The organism is Streptomyces sp. NPDC005799, from assembly GCF_040630525.1.
Lineage (GTDB): Bacteria > Actinomycetota > Actinomycetes > Streptomycetales > Streptomycetaceae > Streptomyces > Streptomyces griseorubiginosus_B.
In genome coordinates, this window is the sequence record NZ_JBEXXQ010000044.1 from 44,320 (window position 1) to 60,623 (window position 16,304).

The 16,304-nt window shown below is 73.2% G+C and carries 16 protein-coding genes; 10 read left to right on the plus strand and 6 right to left on the minus strand.

Annotated features, from left to right (window positions below):
- Position 1 precedes the first annotated feature (1 nt).
- Genes ABZ453_RS35130 through ABZ453_RS35145 form a run of 4 tightly spaced genes read right to left on the minus strand, consistent with a single transcriptional unit; the run spans position 2 to position 3,246 of the window.
- Entirely contained in the window at positions 2-421 is a 420-nt protein-coding gene (locus ABZ453_RS35130; protein WP_359021490.1) for an ATP synthase subunit C, read from the minus strand.
- Positions 418-1,869, minus strand: coding sequence for a V-type ATPase 116kDa subunit family protein (locus tag ABZ453_RS35135; RefSeq protein WP_359021492.1), 1,452 nt, complete (start codon positions 1,867-1,869; stop codon positions 418-420). The genes ABZ453_RS35130 and ABZ453_RS35135 overlap by 4 nt, the downstream gene beginning before the upstream one ends.
- Complete coding sequence (locus ABZ453_RS35140) at positions 1,853-2,779, minus strand: hypothetical protein (protein WP_359021494.1); 927 nt, start codon at positions 2,777-2,779, stop codon at positions 1,853-1,855. The genes ABZ453_RS35135 and ABZ453_RS35140 overlap by 17 nt, the downstream gene beginning before the upstream one ends.
- Positions 2,752-3,246, minus strand: coding sequence for a hypothetical protein (locus ABZ453_RS35145; protein ID WP_359021496.1), 495 nt, complete (start codon positions 3,244-3,246; stop codon positions 2,752-2,754). The genes ABZ453_RS35140 and ABZ453_RS35145 overlap by 28 nt, the downstream gene beginning before the upstream one ends.
- Positions 3,247-3,428: 182 nt before the next feature.
- Here ABZ453_RS35145 and ABZ453_RS35150 point away from each other — a divergent pair, with 182 nt between their 5' ends.
- The 5 genes from ABZ453_RS35150 (at position 3,429) to ABZ453_RS35170 (ending at position 9,250) form a co-directional block, all read left to right on the plus strand.
- Positions 3,429-4,289 (plus strand): CBS domain-containing protein, encoded by an 861-nt coding sequence (locus tag ABZ453_RS35150; RefSeq protein WP_359021499.1) that lies wholly within the window; start codon positions 3,429-3,431, stop codon positions 4,287-4,289.
- Positions 4,290-4,313: 24 nt separating this feature from the next.
- Entirely contained in the window at positions 4,314-4,865 is a 552-nt protein-coding gene (locus tag ABZ453_RS35155) for an OsmC family protein (protein WP_359021501.1), read from the plus strand.
- A 226-nt stretch (positions 4,866-5,091) separates the two neighbouring features.
- Entirely contained in the window at positions 5,092-7,941 is a 2,850-nt protein-coding gene (locus tag ABZ453_RS35160) for a cation-transporting P-type ATPase (RefSeq protein WP_359021503.1), read from the plus strand.
- Positions 7,938-8,597, plus strand: coding sequence for a TrkA family potassium uptake protein (locus ABZ453_RS35165; RefSeq protein ID WP_359021505.1), 660 nt, complete (start codon positions 7,938-7,940; stop codon positions 8,595-8,597). Before ABZ453_RS35160 ends, ABZ453_RS35165 begins: the two co-directional genes overlap by 4 nt.
- The gene (locus tag ABZ453_RS35170; protein WP_359021507.1) at positions 8,594-9,250 is read left to right on the plus strand and encodes a TrkA family potassium uptake protein; all 657 of its coding nucleotides are present in this window, start codon (positions 8,594-8,596) and stop codon (positions 9,248-9,250) included. The genes ABZ453_RS35165 and ABZ453_RS35170 overlap by 4 nt, the downstream gene beginning before the upstream one ends.
- Positions 9,251-9,271: 21 nt before the next feature.
- Here the strand turns inward: ABZ453_RS35170 and ABZ453_RS35175 are convergent, their stop codons facing one another.
- On the minus strand, positions 9,272-9,871 hold the full coding sequence (locus ABZ453_RS35175; RefSeq protein ID WP_359021509.1) for a hypothetical protein: 600 nt from the start codon (positions 9,869-9,871) through the stop codon (positions 9,272-9,274).
- Positions 9,872-9,984: 113 nt separating this feature from the next.
- Positions 9,985-10,449 (minus strand): cyclic nucleotide-binding domain-containing protein, encoded by a 465-nt coding sequence (locus tag ABZ453_RS35180; RefSeq protein WP_359021511.1) that lies wholly within the window; start codon positions 10,447-10,449, stop codon positions 9,985-9,987.
- Between the two features lie 521 nt (positions 10,450-10,970).
- Between ABZ453_RS35180 and ABZ453_RS35185 the strand changes: the two genes are divergently transcribed.
- From ABZ453_RS35185 to ABZ453_RS35205, 5 genes are read left to right on the plus strand one after another with little or no spacing between them, the layout of a single operon-like run.
- Positions 10,971-11,807 (plus strand): universal stress protein, encoded by an 837-nt coding sequence (locus ABZ453_RS35185; protein WP_359021512.1) that lies wholly within the window; start codon positions 10,971-10,973, stop codon positions 11,805-11,807.
- A gap of 10 nt (positions 11,808-11,817) precedes the next feature.
- The gene (locus tag ABZ453_RS35190; protein ID WP_359021514.1) at positions 11,818-12,414 is read left to right on the plus strand and encodes a 2-oxoacid:acceptor oxidoreductase family protein; all 597 of its coding nucleotides are present in this window, start codon (positions 11,818-11,820) and stop codon (positions 12,412-12,414) included.
- Complete coding sequence (gene porA, locus ABZ453_RS35195) at positions 12,398-13,639, plus strand: pyruvate ferredoxin oxidoreductase (protein WP_359021516.1); 1,242 nt, start codon at positions 12,398-12,400, stop codon at positions 13,637-13,639. The genes ABZ453_RS35190 and porA overlap by 17 nt, the downstream gene beginning before the upstream one ends.
- A complete protein-coding gene (locus ABZ453_RS35200; protein ID WP_359021518.1) occupies positions 13,636-14,646 on the plus strand; it encodes a thiamine pyrophosphate-dependent enzyme in 1,011 nt (336 codons plus the stop codon). Before porA ends, ABZ453_RS35200 begins: the two co-directional genes overlap by 4 nt.
- Positions 14,643-16,268: an NAD(P)-binding protein gene (locus tag ABZ453_RS35205; RefSeq protein ID WP_359021520.1), complete on the plus strand. Its 1,626-nt coding sequence runs from the start codon at positions 14,643-14,645 to the stop codon at positions 16,266-16,268. The genes ABZ453_RS35200 and ABZ453_RS35205 overlap by 4 nt, the downstream gene beginning before the upstream one ends.
- Positions 16,269-16,304 lie beyond the last annotated feature (36 nt).

A 16,304-nucleotide genomic window follows, 5' to 3' on the forward strand; every position in this document is an offset into this window, starting at 1 on the left:
GTCAACTCTTCCCGATCAGGATGATGGCGACGACCAGGCCGTAGATCGCGATGCCCTCGGCGAGGCCCACGATGACCATGGCCCGCCCGAACAGCTCGGGCCGCTCGCTCATCGCCGCGATCGCCGCGGCGCCGGTGTACGCGACCGCGATCGCGGCGCCGATCGAGGCGCCGGCCACCGCGATGGCGGCTCCGATGAGGGCCGCCGAGCCGGAACCCGAGCCCTGCGCGGCGGCCGCGGTGTCGGCGTGTGCCGAACCACCGTTCAGCGCCACGAGCAGAAGGGCGAGGGCTCCGGCGAACAGTGCGCCGTCCGCCGCGAGAATCGACCGCAGCGCGGCCGGACTGCGTCGCCGCATCAGGCGCCGGGTCACGGCGAACGCCGCGACGAGCACCGGCAGTGCGATCAGCCAGGCGATCATGTCGTCACCTCCGTGCTGTGGGGCGTGGGTGTGGCGTCCGTCCGCCGCCCGGACGAAGTCTCGGTGGGCACGTGCCAGGGCCTGAAGGGCCGGCCCTCGGCGTCGAAGACCCGGGAGAACAGCTCGTAGAACTCCAGACGCAGGGCCTGGACGCCCGCCACGAGCCCTTCCAGGGCGAAGGCGAGCGCGTTGCCGACGACGAAGACCAGGAGGGCTGCCGCAATGCCCGGCGGGCCGGTCCCGGCCAGGGCCGTGGTGCCCTGCCAGACGATGGCGCCGAGTGCCGCGTGCGTGAGCCCGAAGGCCGCGAGACGGGCGAAGGACACCGTGTTGGATCCGATGCGGATCACCACGTCGAAGAGCTGCACACCGGTCTGCAACGCGCCCGAGGGGCCGCCGCCGGAAGCCGTGAACAGCCCCGTCCCGGCCAGCGCCAGCCCGGTGAGGACGAGCGCCGAGCCGCACGCCACGACGAGCGTCGTGTGCAGCGCGGCGCCCGCGGCCAGTACGGCGAGCCCGAGGAAGACCGTGGCCCCGGCGATGCCGGACGATGCGTACAGGGCACGGCCGGGGCCGCCTTCGCGCCACCGGTTGACGATGCCCGCCGCGTAGGCGAGGGCGAGCAGGACCGCGCCGACGGCGATCGCGGCGCCCAGCAGACGCAACGGCTGGTCGAGGGGGGCGAGCCACAGGACGGGCAGGACGCCGGTCGGGCCGAAGAACTCTCCGTACGCGATGCCGGCCAGTGTGCTCGTCGCTCCCGCTGCGAGCAGGAAGGGCCACAGGGGCCGCAGGGGGGCGAGTCGGCGCACCCGGCCGGAGCGCAGCAGCAGGGCACCGAACAGCAGGAGGATGCCGTGACCTGCGTCGCCGAACATCATGCCGAACATCACCACATAGGCGATTCCGGCGGGCATCGTGGGGTCGACGTCCTCGTACGGCACCGTCCCGTAGGTGCGGACCAACGGCACCAGGGAGCGCCGTACCGTACCGGTGTCATCCAGACGGGTTGGCGGGTCGAGCCCGCGCGGTGCCCGAAGTGGTACGGCGGCCGCCCCGAGGTCCGCCAGCCGGGCCGCAAGCCGCGGCATCTCGGCCGTGGGACACCAGCCGGCCAGTGCCGCCACGGTGTCGTGCCGTACGGCGGCCCGGCGGTATGTCTCGAGCTGCGCCTCACCGGCGAGCAGGTCGGCCCGTCCTGTCGACGTGAGCGCGTCGAGATCGGGGGTCGCGGCGGACAGCAACGGCTGGGTGGGACCGCGGCCGAGTTCCTGCAGTCGCCGGGCGGCCGGCCCGGGTGCGCCGTGGCCCGAGTCGTCGGTGGCGTCGAGTTCGACGCAGCCGGCGTCGGCCACGCGGACCAGGGCCTCCCGCAGGGCGGCGCGGGGTGCCACGACGGCCACCCGCTGCATGCGCGTCGGCGTCAGGGAGTCAGCCCAGGAGTTCATCGAATGCCTCCAACGCCCGGCCGCCCTGTGCGGCGCACTGCAGGCCGGCCCGCACCCGCCAGGCGTCGACGCACAGCACCGCCACCGCCCCCACGACGGGCGACACCGCGAAGCGCGCGTCGCGTAGCAGGCGCAGTCCGTCCCGTTCCACGGTGGTCCACCAGCGGGCCTCGGCCCGCCACAACTCCCCGGGCCGCTCGACGCCCTCCAGCACCCATCGAGCCGTCGGCGACAGGCCGGCCCGGAATTCGGTGAACGACGCCGCGTCCACGGCTGCCGCACCGAGCAGCCGGCTCGCGTGCCGGACGACCGGTGGGGGCGGCGGGCGGCCTGCCAGAAAGACCTCACGCACCCACAGCAGGGCGGCCTCGCCTGCCGCCCACCGGGTGGCGGGCGGCAGGTTCGCCGCGGTGCGTGCGGCCGCCGACCACCGCATCCCCGTGACCACGGCAGCCGGCGACTCGTCGCCGGGGTCTCCCCACAAGGAGGCGGCCAGGGCGGCCCGCACACCGGCTCGGGACGGGGCGCCGGACAGCCGGGGCCAGGCGGTCGACAGCGCGCCGAGCCGGTACGGCGGCGGCGCCGACGCGCCGGACAGAGACCGCATGCGGCCGCGCGTGTTCGCGATCTCGAAACCGGAGGCGAGCAGGCGTACGGCGGCGGAGCCCGACCGGGGCTGCCAGCCGGCCAGCACGCGCAACTGCCATACGAGCGCTTCCGTGACGGCGCGTTGCGCCTTCTCGATCCCGGCGCTCACGTCGAGTCCCCGACGATAGGGCGTGGCGGACAGCAGGCGCAGGGCGTCGGACAGGTTCGCCGCCGTGGCCAGGCGCCGCGCGGTCGTGGGACCGGCGCGCGAGGAGGCCATGGCCTCGGCCCGGGTCACTCCGGCGACCCATCCGGCGCCCATGGCATTCCCCGGTGTCGTGGGTGCGGCTCGTCGCCGACCGCCCCGGTCAACTCGCCGACGACCTGACCGACCAGGCGTCGAGCCAGCTCGGGGGTACGTTCGCGGGCTCGTTCCCGCAGTTCCCGTACGGCGCGCTGGGCCTCGGCGTCGGTGCGGGCCGCTTCAGCGGCGGTCTCCTGTCCGAGCCGGTCCGCGGTCTCCCGCCTGACGCCCTGGGCGCGCTCCTGTGCCGTCCGTACGATGCGGTCGGCCCGTTCCGTGGCCCTGCGGCGGCGTTCCGCGGCCTCGCGCACGGCAGCCTCGCGTATCGCGGCGGCCTCGGCCGTCGTGCCGTCCAGCAGGGTGAGCGGGGGTTCCAGCTCCGCCGTGAGCTCCGCGGAGCGGTCCGGGGGGACGGCACCGCCGACGGCTGGACCGGGTGACCCGGCCGGCCGGAAACGGGCGAGGAACTCGCGGAACCCAGGCATGAAACCTCCCAGCCCGACGACGGTGTCCGCCGGGGGCCTGTCTTCACGCTACGAAATGGGTCGATTCCCCCCACAGGGGCCGTTTGACCTGCGGAAGGGGCCAGGCGGCCCTGTCGTGGCAGCGGGGCGGGCGGGATGGTGAGCGTAGGACTCGAAATCCGCGCCGACCGTGGGAGGCTGCCATGGACGACCGTAGGACACGGGAAGCCGGAGCGGCGTCGGCGGAGGCACGCCGTGCGGTGCCCTCCCTCGCCCGGAAGCCGGTTGAGGAGTTCCGGCAGAACCTGATGGTGCGGTACCTGCATGCCATGGCCGCCCACGACGCGCAGGCCGCCGCGGAGCCGTCCGCGACCGGGCCCGAAGCACCCGCCGTCACCCCCCGTCCCGCCGAGCGTCCGACGCCCCCCACGGAGCTCCAGGTGAGCCACATCGCACAGCGGACCGTGGTCGGGGTGGCGCTCGACACACCGTTCATGGACATCGCGCGCATGCTGGCGCGGGAGCAGCTGGGCGCCGTGCCCGTGGTGGATGCCGAGGGCCGGGTCGTCGGCGTGGTCGCCGAGTCCGACCTGCTCGCCCGGGCCGCCGCGCAGGCCTCCTCCGACGCCAAGCCCGGTACGCTCGGCAAACTGCTCGGTCGCCGACCGCGGACCGTGGGCGGGACGGCCGTCACGCTGATGTCGGCGCCGGCCCTCACCGCGCATCCCTGGACCCCGGTCGTCGAGGCCGCGCGCGACGCCGCCCGGTCCCGCGTCCGGCAGGTGTTCGTGACCGACCACAAGGGGCGGCTCGTGGGTGTCGTCAGCCGTGGCGAACTGCTGCACGCCCTGGTCCGGGACGACGCCGCGATTCGTGACGAGGTCGTCTCCCACGTCCTGCCGGACCTGTTGGGGATCGGTCCCGCGCGCGTGGACGTGGAGGTACACGACGGTGTCGTCACTCTCTCCGGTCCGGTGCCCACGGACCTCATCCCCCGGCTGACCGACGCGGTGGCGTGCATTCCGGACGTGCTCGACGTGACGGACCACCTCACCGCGGCCTGACAGCTCCCCCGATCAGGAGGTGTCTTGACCCGCACGGCACCGGACACCGGCATCGCGCGGGATGAACCGGATGCCGAGGCACCCGTGCTCGTCGTCACCCATGTCCACGACGACGCGTACGGCGTCGACGTGCGCGGGCACCGGCTCCTGGTCGACCAGCCCATGGAGGCGGACGGCACGGATGTCGCCGCCACCCCCGCCGAGTTGTTCACCGCGTCCCTGGCTACGTGCGTCGCCTTCCACTCCGGCCGGTACGTCCTCCGGCACGGGCTTCCCCGCGCCGGACTGCGGGTGCGCGCGGAGTTCACGATGGCCGCCGATCCGCCCGCCCGTGTCGAGGCGCTCCGCGTCGTCATCACTTCCCCACCGGCGCTGTCCACCCGGCACCCAGCGGCCCTGCTGGAGATCGCCTCCGGGGATTCGGGCCGAACGGTCCCCTCGTACGACCCCGTCCGGCCCCTGTCCCGTCGCGGCCGACGGCACAACCTGAAAGCAGCCTGCGGGGCGAGCGAGGGAGTTCGTCCGCAACGGTCGTTCAACAGGGGAGTCACTGCCCTTGTCAGGAGACGCCGTTGACGGACGGGCTGAGAGGCCGGAGGGTCGAAGGACCGGAAGGCGACCTCCACCACCTGATCCGGACCATGCCGGCGAAGGGAGCCCACCTCGCAGGTTTCGTCGTGCGCCCTTCCGTCGACCGGACACGGGCGGGTTCGCCCACGGATGGGGACCGGGTGGCCCATGGCGGCTCCGCCTCACGGGGCGAAGGGTGGAGCACAGAGTCGTCCCACCTTCTGGGGGTCCGGTGCCGAGTCATCTCGCCGCGAGTGCTCCGGCCGACCGCGCCGGGGGGCCGGCGCTCACGCCACCCGCCGAGTCGGCGCCGCCCGTGCAACGGCTGCGCGCCGACGAGGTGTTCACCGGGTTCGCCACATCACCGCGCGGGCTGTCCGAAGGTGCGGCCGACACACTGCGGGAGCGGTACGGACCGAACGAACTGCCGCGTCCGCGCCGCAAAGGGGTGTGGCGGCGCTTCCTGGCCCAGTTCACCGACCTGTTCGCGCTTGTCCTGATCGCGGCGTCCGCGCTGACCTTCCTCGCCTACGCCCTGCAGGACCCGCGCGACGTCGGGAACCTGCAGCTGGCCTTCGCGATCCTGGGCGTCGTCGTGCTCAACGCGGTGATCGGGTTCGTGCAGGAGTACTCGGCCGAGCGCACCGCGGAGACCCTGCAGGCCATGGTGCCGCACACCTGCCGGGTGCTGCGGGACGGCGAACGCCTGGAGCTGCCGTCCGGTGCGCTGGTCCCCGGGGACGTGGTCGTCCTGGAGGCGGGGGACGCGGTGTCGGCGGACTGCCGGGTGGTCGAGGCCCACGGCCTGTCCGTGAACAACGCGCCGCTGACCGGGGAGAGCGCAGCCGTCGCCCGGGTCGGCGAACCGACCGCCTCGGACACCGCGCTGGACTCCCGCAACTGTGTCTTCATGGGCACCACGGTGGTCTCCGGCTCCGGCAAGGCCGTCGTGTACGCCACCGGCGCGGCCACCGAGTTCGGCAGGATCTTCCGGCTCACCGACCAGGCCCCGCGCCAGAAGACGCCCCTGCAGCGCGAGGTCGCCGTCATGGCGCGGCGCGTGGCGGCGCTCGCGGTGGCGATCGGCGCGGGCATGTTCGCGCTGCGCCTGCAGACGGGCCAGCCCCTGGTGTCCGCCTTCGTGTTCGCGCTCGGGGTGATGGTCGCGATGGTGCCCGAGGGGCTCCCCGCGACCCTGTCGGTGTCGCTGGCCATCGGTGTACGGCGGATGGCCCGCCGGCAGGCGCTGGTCAAGCGGCTGCTGGCGGTGGAGGCGCTGGGCTCGACCACCGTCGTCTGCACCGACAAGACCGGCACGCTCACCCAGGCCGAGATGACGGTCACCCGGATGTGGAGCGGCGGGGCGTGGCACGAGGTGTCCGGCGTGGGATACGCCCCGGTGGGCGAGGTGTCCGGCGCGGAGGAGCTGCGCGAGCTGCTGCGAAGTGCCGTGTTGTGCACGGACGCCCGGCTCGTGCCGCCCTCGGGTTCCGAGGGTTGGCGGGTACTCGGCGACACCACCGAGGGCGCGATCCTCGTCGCCGCGGCCAAGGCCGGCCTGCACCCGGGCGCTGAGAAGGAGGCGGCACCGCGGATCGGCGAGTTCCCCTTCGATCCGGTGCGCAAGCTGATGAGCACCGTCCACCGGACACCCGAAGGTGACGTCCTGTGCGTCAAGGGCGCGCCGCAGGAGCTGCTGGCCCGGTGCACCCGGATGCGGGTGGACGGGGTGGAGCGGGAGCTCACAGCGCAGCTGCGGGACGCCGTCGTCGGAGCCAACGACACCATGGCCGGGAAGGGACTGCGCGTTCTCGGCGTGGCCGTCCGCCCGGTCGGCGAGGCGCCGCGAACGGCGGAGCAGGCCGAGGCCGGTCTGACGTTCCTGGGTCTGATCGGCATGCTCGACCCGCCCCGGCCCGAGGTCGCCGCGGCCGTGCGCGCCTGCCGTCGGGCCGGCATCCGTATCGTCATGGTGACCGGGGACCATCCGCTGACCGCCGAGGCCATCGCCCGCCGCGTCGGCATCGTCACCGACCCCTCCCCCACCGTGGTCACCGGCTCCCGCCTGGACGGCATGGACGCGGCGGCACTGGACGCGCTGCTCGCGCAGAAGAGCCAGCTGCTGCTGTGCCGGGTCAGCCCCGAGCACAAGATGCGCGTGGTGGCGGCGCTGCAGGCGCGCGGCGAGGTGGTGGCGGTCACCGGTGACGGGGCCAACGACGCACCCGCGCTCAAGCACGCCGACATCGGCGTGTCCATGGGGGCCACCGGTACCGACGTCGCCCGAGAGGCCTCCGAGATGGTGCTGCTGGACGACTCCTTCGCCTCGATCACCGCCGCGGTGGAGCTGGGCCGGTCGGTCTACCGCAACATCCGCAAGTTCCTCGCCTACCTCTTCAGCCACAACATCGCCGAGCTGGCCCCGATCCTCGCCGCGGCCTTCGCCGGCTTCCCGCTGGTCCCGCTCACCGCCGTACAGATCCTCGCCATCGACCTGGGCTCGGACGTGCTGCCCGCGCTGGCCCTGGGCGCGGAGCCGCCGGAGCCGGACACCATGGACCGTCCGCCCCGCTCCCGCCACGAACGGCTGTTCTCCGCCGAACTGGTCCGCCGGTTCCTGTTCCTGGGCACCGTGCAGTCCATCGGCGTGTGCGCGGTGTTCTTCTGGCAGATCCACGCCTCGGGCATCCCGTATGCGGACTTCACCAGCTCCGACCCCGCCTACCGCAAGGCGATCACCCTCACCCAGGCCGCGATCGTGGTGAGCCAGTTCTTCAACGCGCTGGCCGTGCGGACGGACCGGCAGAGCGTGTTCAGCGTCGGGCTGTTCTCCAACCCGCGGCTGATCGCGGCCGGCTGCTTCGGCATCGGCCTGATGGCCGCGATCAGTTACGTGCCCCTGCTGCAGGACGTGTTCAACACGGCACCCCTGACCGCCGCCGACTGGGCCGTCCTCGTCGCCTTCGGCGTGCTGCTGCTGGGTGCGGAGGAGGCCCGCAAGTGGTGGGTGCGCCGCAGGGCCGTCCCCGCCCCGACAGGAGCCCCGACAGGAGCCCCGACAGGAAAGGAGGTCGCGCGATGAGGGTCATCGTGGTGGGCTGCGGCCGGGTCGGTTCCGCGCTCGCCGTCCAGCTGGTCAACGAGGGCCACGACGTGCGCGTCATCGACCGCAACCCGAGAACCCGGCGGCTGCTGCCGGCGGGCTTCACCGGTCAGATCCTGCACGGCAACGGTTTCAACCGCGCGCTGCTGGAGTCGGCCGGCATCGAACTGGCCGACGCGTTCGTCGCCGTCACCTCCGGCGACAACACCAACATCGTCAGCGCCCGCACGGCGAAGGAGACGTACCGGGTGCCGATCGTGCTGGCCCGCATCTACGATCCACGGCGCGCCGACATCTACCGTGACCTGGGCATCCCGACGATCGCCAGCGTGCGCTGGACCGTGCACCAGCTCCATCAGATGCTGCTGCACCGCCATCTCACCCCGGAGCTGGACTTCGGCAACGGGGAGACGATGCTGCTGCGTTCCCGGCTGCCCGCCTACCTCACCGGCCGCGGTATGGGCGACCTGGAGGTCGACGGCGAGATCAGGGTCGTCGAGGTGACCCGCGGCGGGCGGTCGTTCCTGCCCACCCCGCACACCCCGGCGGAGGCGGACGACCTGGTCACGTTCGCCGTCGCGGCCGATGCCCTGGGCCGGCTGCGCGGCTTCCTGGACAAGGAGCTCGGCACATGAGGATCATCATCGCCGGGGCGGGCCGCCTCGGCACCCAGATCGCCCAGGTGCTGGGCGGGACCGGCAACCAGGTCACGCTCCTGGACCAGGACGACGACCGTGTGGCCGCGCTCCGGGACCGCCTCCCCGCCGAGGTGCGCGCCGGTGACGCGTGCGAACCGGGCGTGCTGGAGGACGCGGGCGCGCACGCGGCGGACCTTGTCGTCGCCACCACCGGCGAGGACGAGGACAACCTGGTGGTGAGCCTGCTCGCCAAGCGCCAGTTCAAGGTGCCCCGGGTCATCGCCCGCGTCAACGACGACGACAACGCCTGGCTCTTCACCCAGCACTGGGGCGTCGACACCGCCGTGCCGGCCGCCGCGCCCCTGGTCTCCCTCGTCGAGGAGGCCACCAGCGCCAGCGACACGGTGGCGCTGCTGCGGCTGAGCAAGGCGGGAGTGAACGTGATCGAGACGACGATCGGTCCGCGCTCCCGGGCCGCCGGGCGCGCCCTCGGGGAGCTGGCCGTCCCGCCGGGCATCGTGGTGGCCGCCGTCGTCCGGGGCGGGGATCCGCTGACTCCTGCGGCGGACCTGGAGCTGCGGGAGGGTGACGAGATCCTCGTGCTGTCCCACACCGCCACCGAGAGCGAGGTCCACGCCGTCTTCCAGTGAGAGGCGGCGCTGTCGGCGGTGTCAGCCGTTCATCTTCTTGCGCCACTGGGGGTCGACCTGTGCCCACTCGGTCTCCCAGTTGCGCAGCCGCCGCCGGTCGAGACGGAGCCGTACCACCCAGCCGCAGCCCACCACGGCGCCGCCGGCGCCGAACGCGACGAGGACACCGGCGAGTTCGGACTGCAGGCGCGCCTCCGCGGCGCTCGGCGGGCTGGAGACCAGCCCACCCCGGTGGTCGGTCCAGACGCTGACCGTGGAGCCCGCCTTGCTTCTCGGCTCGACCCTGGTCAGGCCGGTGTGGGTGGACCCGTCGGCGGCCGTCCAGCGCACCTTCGCCCAGACCACCCCGTCACCGCCGTCACCGGTCGTCACAGGCGGGGTCTTGTCCGCGTCCTGGGTGAGCACCGCCGACACGGGGGACAGCGTCGCCCGTCGTGCCGCGAGGCTGTCCTGCATGGCGGCGTCGGCGGCCTGGCCGGCGAACACGCCACCGGCCAGCGCGACGATCCAGGTGGCCAGGACGATCCACGCTTCGGCGGTGTCGCTGGGGCGGCGCAGCGGATTGTGCCGCCAGCGCCAGAACCGCACCTTCTTCACCCGAGTGGGCCGCGTGTCCGCCATATGCCGACACCCCCTTGCCTCTCAACTCGAACGTCTCACGGCCGGGGCGCGGGCTGCAGGGGCCGACCAGGCAGCATCGCGGGCCGAGTGGTCAGGTCCCGGGACCGCACGGCTCAGCCCCGGCCTCCGCTGCCGTAGGGGGCGTACAGATCGAGCAGCCGGGTGCGGGCGGCACCGAGCCGGCGCACCATGGACTCGCCGACCCACAGGGCGATCGAGCGCCCCATGTCCGGATCGGCCTCGCACATCCGCCGTACGGCCTCGGCGTCGAACTCGTGCGCGCCCACGGGCCCGGTCGTCCGGGCCCCGAACCGCCAGGTGTACGGCCGGTACAGCCAGGAACAGCCGAGGAGTTCCCCGGCGCCCAGGGTCTCGATCACGGGGGCCTGGCGTCCGGGCACCCGCATGTCGAGGGCGACGGTGCCGGAATCGATGATCCAGAAGTGGTCTGCGCGCCCGCCCTCACCGAACAGACGGGTGCCCGCCGGGTAGCGCACCTCGTGCGCCAGGCTCATCAGTCTGCCCCGGTACACGGCGGGGAGTTTCCTGACGGAGCGGGGTGTGGTCGCGGTGGTCATGGCTGGGCCTCCTCCTGCGCCGGGCCGGTGCGGCGGCCGCCACGGGGGACACCGCCTCTTACCAGGCTCGGTCAAGGACGGAGAGATCGCATGGGCCGATCGGTCCTCGTCGGGGAGCCCACCGGGGTACGGGTTCCCCCGCCGACGTCTGGCGGGAGCCGCTGCCCGGCTGCGACAGACGATGCAGGGCCGCGGGAGGTAGCCGACGGAGGCGCTCCGGACGTCAGCCACCGGCGCCGCCTCGCGCACCCGACCATGGCGAACACCCAGGCTGCCGGCGACCGCCCGCACCCCGCCCCACCTCACCAGCGCACGCGGGCACGGCCCATCCGACGTCGCCCGGGCCCGTCCGAGGGCCGGCCGTCAGGGCGGCCCCTGGCGTCCGGGGCCCGAGTCGGCCGGGCCGTTCGGCCCCCGGGCCAGGGTCCAGCAGCCCCTGCCCCGGTGGGGGCGTCGTGCGGACGCTGGAAGCATCGAGTCCGCCGGCCCCCGCGCGGGCGCGACGTGGGGAGGTGTTTCCCGTGCGGCGACCCGTTGTCGTGGGACTGGACGGTTCACCCGAGAGTCTCGCCGCCGCCGACTGGGCGGCCAGGGAGGCCCTGCGGCGCGGGCTGCCACTGCGCCTCCTGTACGCGTTCGAGGGGCTGCCCGCCGAGGCCTCGGACCTTCCCGAACTCGCCGCACCCCGGTACTGGGCGGGCCGCGTGCTGCGCGGCACCATGGACCGGCTCGCGGAGACCTACCCGCAGGTGCCGCTCGGCGCGGAGCAGATCGCCCGGCCGGCACCGGAAGCCCTTCTCGCCGCCGAGGCCGAGGTGCTGGTTCTTGGCAACCGCGCCTTCAGCGGTTTCGCCGGTCTGCTCGCCGACTCCGTGGGGCTGGCGACGGTGGCGCGGGCACCGGGGCCCGTCGTGCTCGTGCCGGCCACGTACGCGCAGGGGCCCGAGGCCGGGAGCGCGTACCACCCCGTCGTGATGGGTGTGGACACGGCACATCCCTGCGACGAAGTGCTCGAGTTCGCCTTCGACGCCGCCGCCCTGCGCCGAGCGCCCCTGCGCACGGTTCACGCCTGGCATCCGCGGCACGTCCCGTCCGGCCACGCCTCGCGGGAGGACGCCGAGCGGGCCCTGGACCTGGCGCTCGGGCCGTGGCGGGAGAAGTACCCGAACGTCGACGTCCACCGCATCGTGGACGACGGCCGCGCCGCGCAGCGTCTGCTGCACGCCTCGGCCGACGCCTGTCTGCTCGTCGTGGGCCGCCGGATCCGCCCGGCCAGGCTCGGCCCGCACACGGGCCCGGTGGCGCACGCGGTACTGCACCACGCCCGCTGCCCGGTCGCCATCGTCCCGCACGCGTGAGGAGAGCGGCATGTTCCAGGTGCGCATCCACGGACGGGGCGGCCAAGGGGCCGTCACCGCGGCGGAGTTGCTGTCGGTGGCGGCGTTCGTGGAGGGCCGCCACGCACAGGCGTTCCCGAGCTTCGGCTCGGAGCGGACCGGGGCGCCGGTCGTCGCGTTCTGCCGGATCGACGACCGGCCGATCCGCGTACGCGAACCCGTCACCCGACCGGACGCCCTGGTGGTGCAGGACGCGACCCTGCTGCACCAGATCGACGTCCTCGGCGGACTGCGGTCCGGAGGGTCCGTCCTCATCAACTCTCCGCGGCCTGTTGAGGAGTTGGGCCTTCCGGCGCTCACGGCCGCCGGCCGCGTCCTGACCGTCCCGGCCACCGCGATCGCGCTGCGCCGCTTCGGCCGCCCGGTCCCCAACGCGGTCCTGCTGGGCGGTCTCGCCGCCCTCACCGGCTGTGTCCTGATCGGTTCGCTGACGGCGGCCATCGAGGAACGCTTCCCCGGCGACCTCGGCACGGCCAACGCGGCCGCGGCCCGGGATGCCTTCGACCACGTGAGCGCTCACACAGAGAAAGCTCTCCGGGAGGAACACGCTCATGCTCAAGCAGACTGAGGGCTCGCGGGCCGTCGCCGAGACCGTCGGGTACTGCCGGCCCGAGGTGATCGCCGCCTACCCGATCTCCCCGCAGACCCACATCGTCGAGGAACTCAGCAGGCTGGTGAAGTCCGGCGCTGTCAAACCGTGCGAGTACGTCAACGTCGAGTCCGAGTTCGCCGCCATGTCCATGTGCATCGGAGCCTCCGCGGCCGGCGCCCGCACCTACACGGCGACCGCCAGCCAGGGGCTGCTGTACATGGTGGAGGCCCTGTACAACGCCTCCGGGCTCGGTCTGCCGATCGTGATGACGGTCGCCAACCGGGCCATCGGGGCGCCCATCAACATCTGGAACGACCACAGCGACTCGATGTCGCAGCGCGACTCCGGCTGGATCCAGCTCTACGCCCGCGACAACCAGGAGGCCGCCGACCTGCACCCGCAGGCTTTCAGGCTGGCCGAGGAACTGTCGCTGCCGGTGATGGTGTGCATGGACGGCTTCGTCCTCACCCACGCCTGGGAGCGGGTCGACGTGCCCGAGCAGGCGCAGGTCGACGCGTTCCTGCCGCCGTACGAGCCCCGTCAGGTGCTGGATCCCGAGGAGCCGGTGTCGATCGGGGCGATGGTCGGCCCGGACGCCTTCACGGAGGTGCGCTATCTGGCGCACGCCAAGCAGATGCAGGCGCTCGACGCGATCCCCCGGGTGGCCGACGAGTTCCGGCGGGTCTTCGGGCGGGCCAGCGGCGGACTGGTGCAGCCGTACGCCTGCGAGGACGCCGACATCGTCGTCGTGGCGCTGGGTTCGGTGTTCGGCACGGTGTGCGACGTCGTCGACGAAATGCGCGAGAACGGGGTGCGGATCGGGGCGCTCGCGATCACGTCGTTCCGGCCCTTCCCGCTGAACGCGGTGCGCACCGTGCTCGGCCGGGCACGTCAAGTCCTGGTGCTGGAGCGGGCGTTGGCGGTCGGCATCGGCGGGATCGTGTCGGCGAACGTCCGCACCGCGCTGTCCGGGATCCAGCTCGACGGGCACACCGTGATCGCCGGGCTCGGCGGCCGGGCGATCACCAAGGACTCGCTGCACCGGCTGTTCGACGACGCGATCGCCGGGCGGCTCGGGGAGCTGACCTTCCTGGACCTCAACCGCGATCTGGTGGAGCGGGAGTTGGCGCGGATGGAGGAGACCAGGCGCTCCGGTCCGTCCGCGGAGAACATCCTGCGCGATGTGGGGAGCAACCGATGACTGGCGCACCGCAGGTCAAGTTCTACCAGGTGGGCAGCTTCGCCGCCGGGAACCGGCTGCTGGGGCCGGAGTTGCAGTCCGACCAGGCCGATCCGGGCCGCTCCAACGCGCTCACCTGCGGTCACCGCGCCTGCCAGGGCTGCGGCGAGGCGCTGGGCGCCCGCTACGTCCTGGACGCGGCGCAGCGGGCGGCCGGCGGCAAGGTCATCGCCGTCAACGCGACCGGCTGTCTGGAGGTGTTCTCCACGCCGTACCCGGAGACCTCCTGGCAACTGCCGTGGCTGCACTCCCTGTTCGGCAACGCCCCGGCCGTCGCCGCGGGCGTGGCCGCCGCGCTGCGCGCCAAGGGCCGCACGGACGTCCGGGTGGTCGGGCAGGGCGGCGACGGCGGCACCGTCGACATCGGACTGGGCTGTCTGTCCGGCATGTTCGAGCGGGGCGACGACGTCCTGTACATCTGCTACGACAACGAGGCGTACATGAACACCGGCGTGCAGCGCTCCGGGGCCACTCCCCCGACCGCGCGCACGGCCACGACCCAGGCGGTCGGCGAGGACCCGGGCGCGCTGTTCGGCCAGGGCAAGAACCTGCCGCTCATCGCGATGGCGCACGAGATCCCGTACGTCGCCACGGCCACCGTCGCCGGACTGCGCGACCTGGAGGCCAAGGTGCACCGCGCGATGGGCCTGCGCGGCGCCCGCTATCTGCATGTCCTGGTGCCCTGTCCGCTGGGCTGGGGCACGGCGTCCCACGACACGGTCCGCATCGCCCGGCTGGCCGAACAGACCGGGCTCTTCCCGGTGTTCGAAGCCAGGGACGGCGAGGTCACCGATGTCACCCGCATCCGGCGTCGGGTCCCGGTCGAGGAGTACCTGCGTCCGCAGAAGCGGTACGCGCACCTCTTCGAACCGGAGCCGCGCACCGAGGTCATCGCCCGTCTGCAGCGGGCCGCCGACCGCAACATCGCCCGCTTCGGGCTGCTCGCCGAGGAGGAGGTGCCGTCGTGAAGGAGAAACCGTTCGCGATCACCCTGGACGTCGGGTCCAGCCTCGCCAACCGCACCGGCGCCTGGCGGACCGAGCGTCCCGTCTACGTCGACCGGATGCCGCCGTGCAACCAGGCGTGCCCGGCCGGGGAGAACATCCAGCAGTGGCTCTTCCACGCCGAGAGCGGCGACTACGAGGCCGCCTGGCGGCAGTTGATGCGGGACAACCCGCTGCCCGCCGTCATGGGCCGGGTCTGCTACCACCCCTGCGAGACCGCCTGCAACCGCGTCCAGGTCGACAACGCGGTGGGGATCAACTCCGTCGAGCGCTTCCTGGGCGACCAGGCGATCCGGCACGGCTGGAGGGTGGCACCCCCGCGGACGACTTCCGGCAAACGTGTCCTGGTGGTCGGCTCGGGGCCGGCGGGGCTGTCGGCCGCCTACCATCTGCGGCTGCTGGGCCACGAGGTGACGATCCGCGAGGCGCAGGAGAAGCCCGGCGGGATGATGCGTTACGGCATCCCGCACTACCGCCTGCCGCGCCGGGTGCTGGACGCGGAGATCGAGCGCGTCCTGGCCCTGGGGGTGCGGCTGGAGACGGACACCCGCGTGGACGACGTGCTCGCCGCACAGCGGGACGGCGGCTTCGACGCCGTGTTCCTGGCGGTGGGCGCCGGCATCGGCAAGCGGGCCTACATCCCGGCCGGGGACACCGCGCACATCCTCGACGCGGTGTCGCTGCTGGGCAGCATGGAGGGCGAGGGCCCGCCCATGCTCGGGCGCCGGGTGGCGGTGTACGGCGGCGGCAACACCGCCATGGACGCGGCACGCACCGCCCGCAGGCTCGGCGCGACCGAGGCCGTGGTCGTGTACCGGCGCACCCGGGACCGGATGCCCGCACACGACGAGGAGGTCGAGGAGGCGCTGGAGGAGGGCGTGCGGGTGAAGTGGCTGTCGACCATCAAGCACGCCGACGGCGGCCGGATCACCATCGAGCGCATGGAGCTCGACGAGAGCGGATTCCCCCAGCCCACCGGCGAGTTCGAGGAACTCGAGGCCGACTCGCTCGTCCTCGCCCTCGGCCAGGAGTCCGACCTGTCCCTACTGCGGGGCGTGCCGGACCTGGCCGTGGACCACGGCATGGTCCAGGTGGCCGACGGACTGATGACCGGCCACGAGGGCGTCTTCGCGGGCGGCGACATGGTGCCCGCCGACCGCACGGTCACCGTGGCCGTGGGGCACGGCAAGAAGGCGGCCCGGCACATCGACGCCTATCTGCGCGGGGAGTCCTACGAGCCCGGCCCCAAGCACGCCCCGGCCGACTTCGACCGCCTCAACACCTGGTACTACGCGGACGCGCCCGCATCGGTCCGGCCACAGCTGGCGCTGGCCCGGCGCGTGTCGACGTTCGACGAGGTGAAACAGGGGCTGGACGAGTCCACCGCACTGTTCGAGGCCCGGCGCTGCATGTCCTGCGGCAACTGCTTCGAGTGCGACAACTGCTACGGCGTCTGCCCCGACAACGCGATCACCAAGCTGGGCCCCGGCAAGGGCTTCACGATCGACCTCGACTACTGCAAGGGCTGCGGCCTGTGCGCGGCCGAGTGCCCGAGCGGGGCGATCGACATGGTGCCCGAGGAATAGGACCGTACGTGAGTGGGCCCCCGCCGAGTCGGGCGG

Excerpts from the sequence above, each read along its gene's own strand:
- ABZ453_RS35130 (WP_359021490.1), bottom strand. The coding sequence starts at position 421 with ATGATCGCCTGGCTGATCGCACTGCCGGTGCTCGTCGCGGCGTTCGCC.
- ABZ453_RS35135 (WP_359021492.1), bottom strand. The coding sequence starts at position 1,869 with ATGAACTCCTGGGCTGACTCCCTGACGCCGACGCGCATGCAGCGGGTG.
- ABZ453_RS35140 (WP_359021494.1), bottom strand. The coding sequence starts at position 2,779 with ATGGGCGCCGGATGGGTCGCCGGAGTGACCCGGGCCGAGGCCATGGCC.
- ABZ453_RS35145 (WP_359021496.1), bottom strand. The coding sequence starts at position 3,246 with ATGCCTGGGTTCCGCGAGTTCCTCGCCCGTTTCCGGCCGGCCGGGTCA.
- ABZ453_RS35150 (WP_359021499.1), top strand. The coding sequence starts at position 3,429 with ATGGACGACCGTAGGACACGGGAAGCCGGAGCGGCGTCGGCGGAGGCA.
- ABZ453_RS35165 (WP_359021505.1), top strand. The coding sequence starts at position 7,938 with ATGAGGGTCATCGTGGTGGGCTGCGGCCGGGTCGGTTCCGCGCTCGCC.
- ABZ453_RS35170 (WP_359021507.1), top strand. The coding sequence starts at position 8,594 with ATGAGGATCATCATCGCCGGGGCGGGCCGCCTCGGCACCCAGATCGCC.
- ABZ453_RS35175 (WP_359021509.1), bottom strand. The coding sequence starts at position 9,871 with ATGGCGGACACGCGGCCCACTCGGGTGAAGAAGGTGCGGTTCTGGCGC.
- ABZ453_RS35180 (WP_359021511.1), bottom strand. The coding sequence starts at position 10,449 with ATGACCACCGCGACCACACCCCGCTCCGTCAGGAAACTCCCCGCCGTG.
- ABZ453_RS35190 (WP_359021514.1), top strand. The coding sequence starts at position 11,818 with ATGTTCCAGGTGCGCATCCACGGACGGGGCGGCCAAGGGGCCGTCACC.
- porA (WP_359021516.1), top strand. The coding sequence starts at position 12,398 with ATGCTCAAGCAGACTGAGGGCTCGCGGGCCGTCGCCGAGACCGTCGGG.
- ABZ453_RS35200 (WP_359021518.1), top strand. The coding sequence starts at position 13,636 with ATGACTGGCGCACCGCAGGTCAAGTTCTACCAGGTGGGCAGCTTCGCC.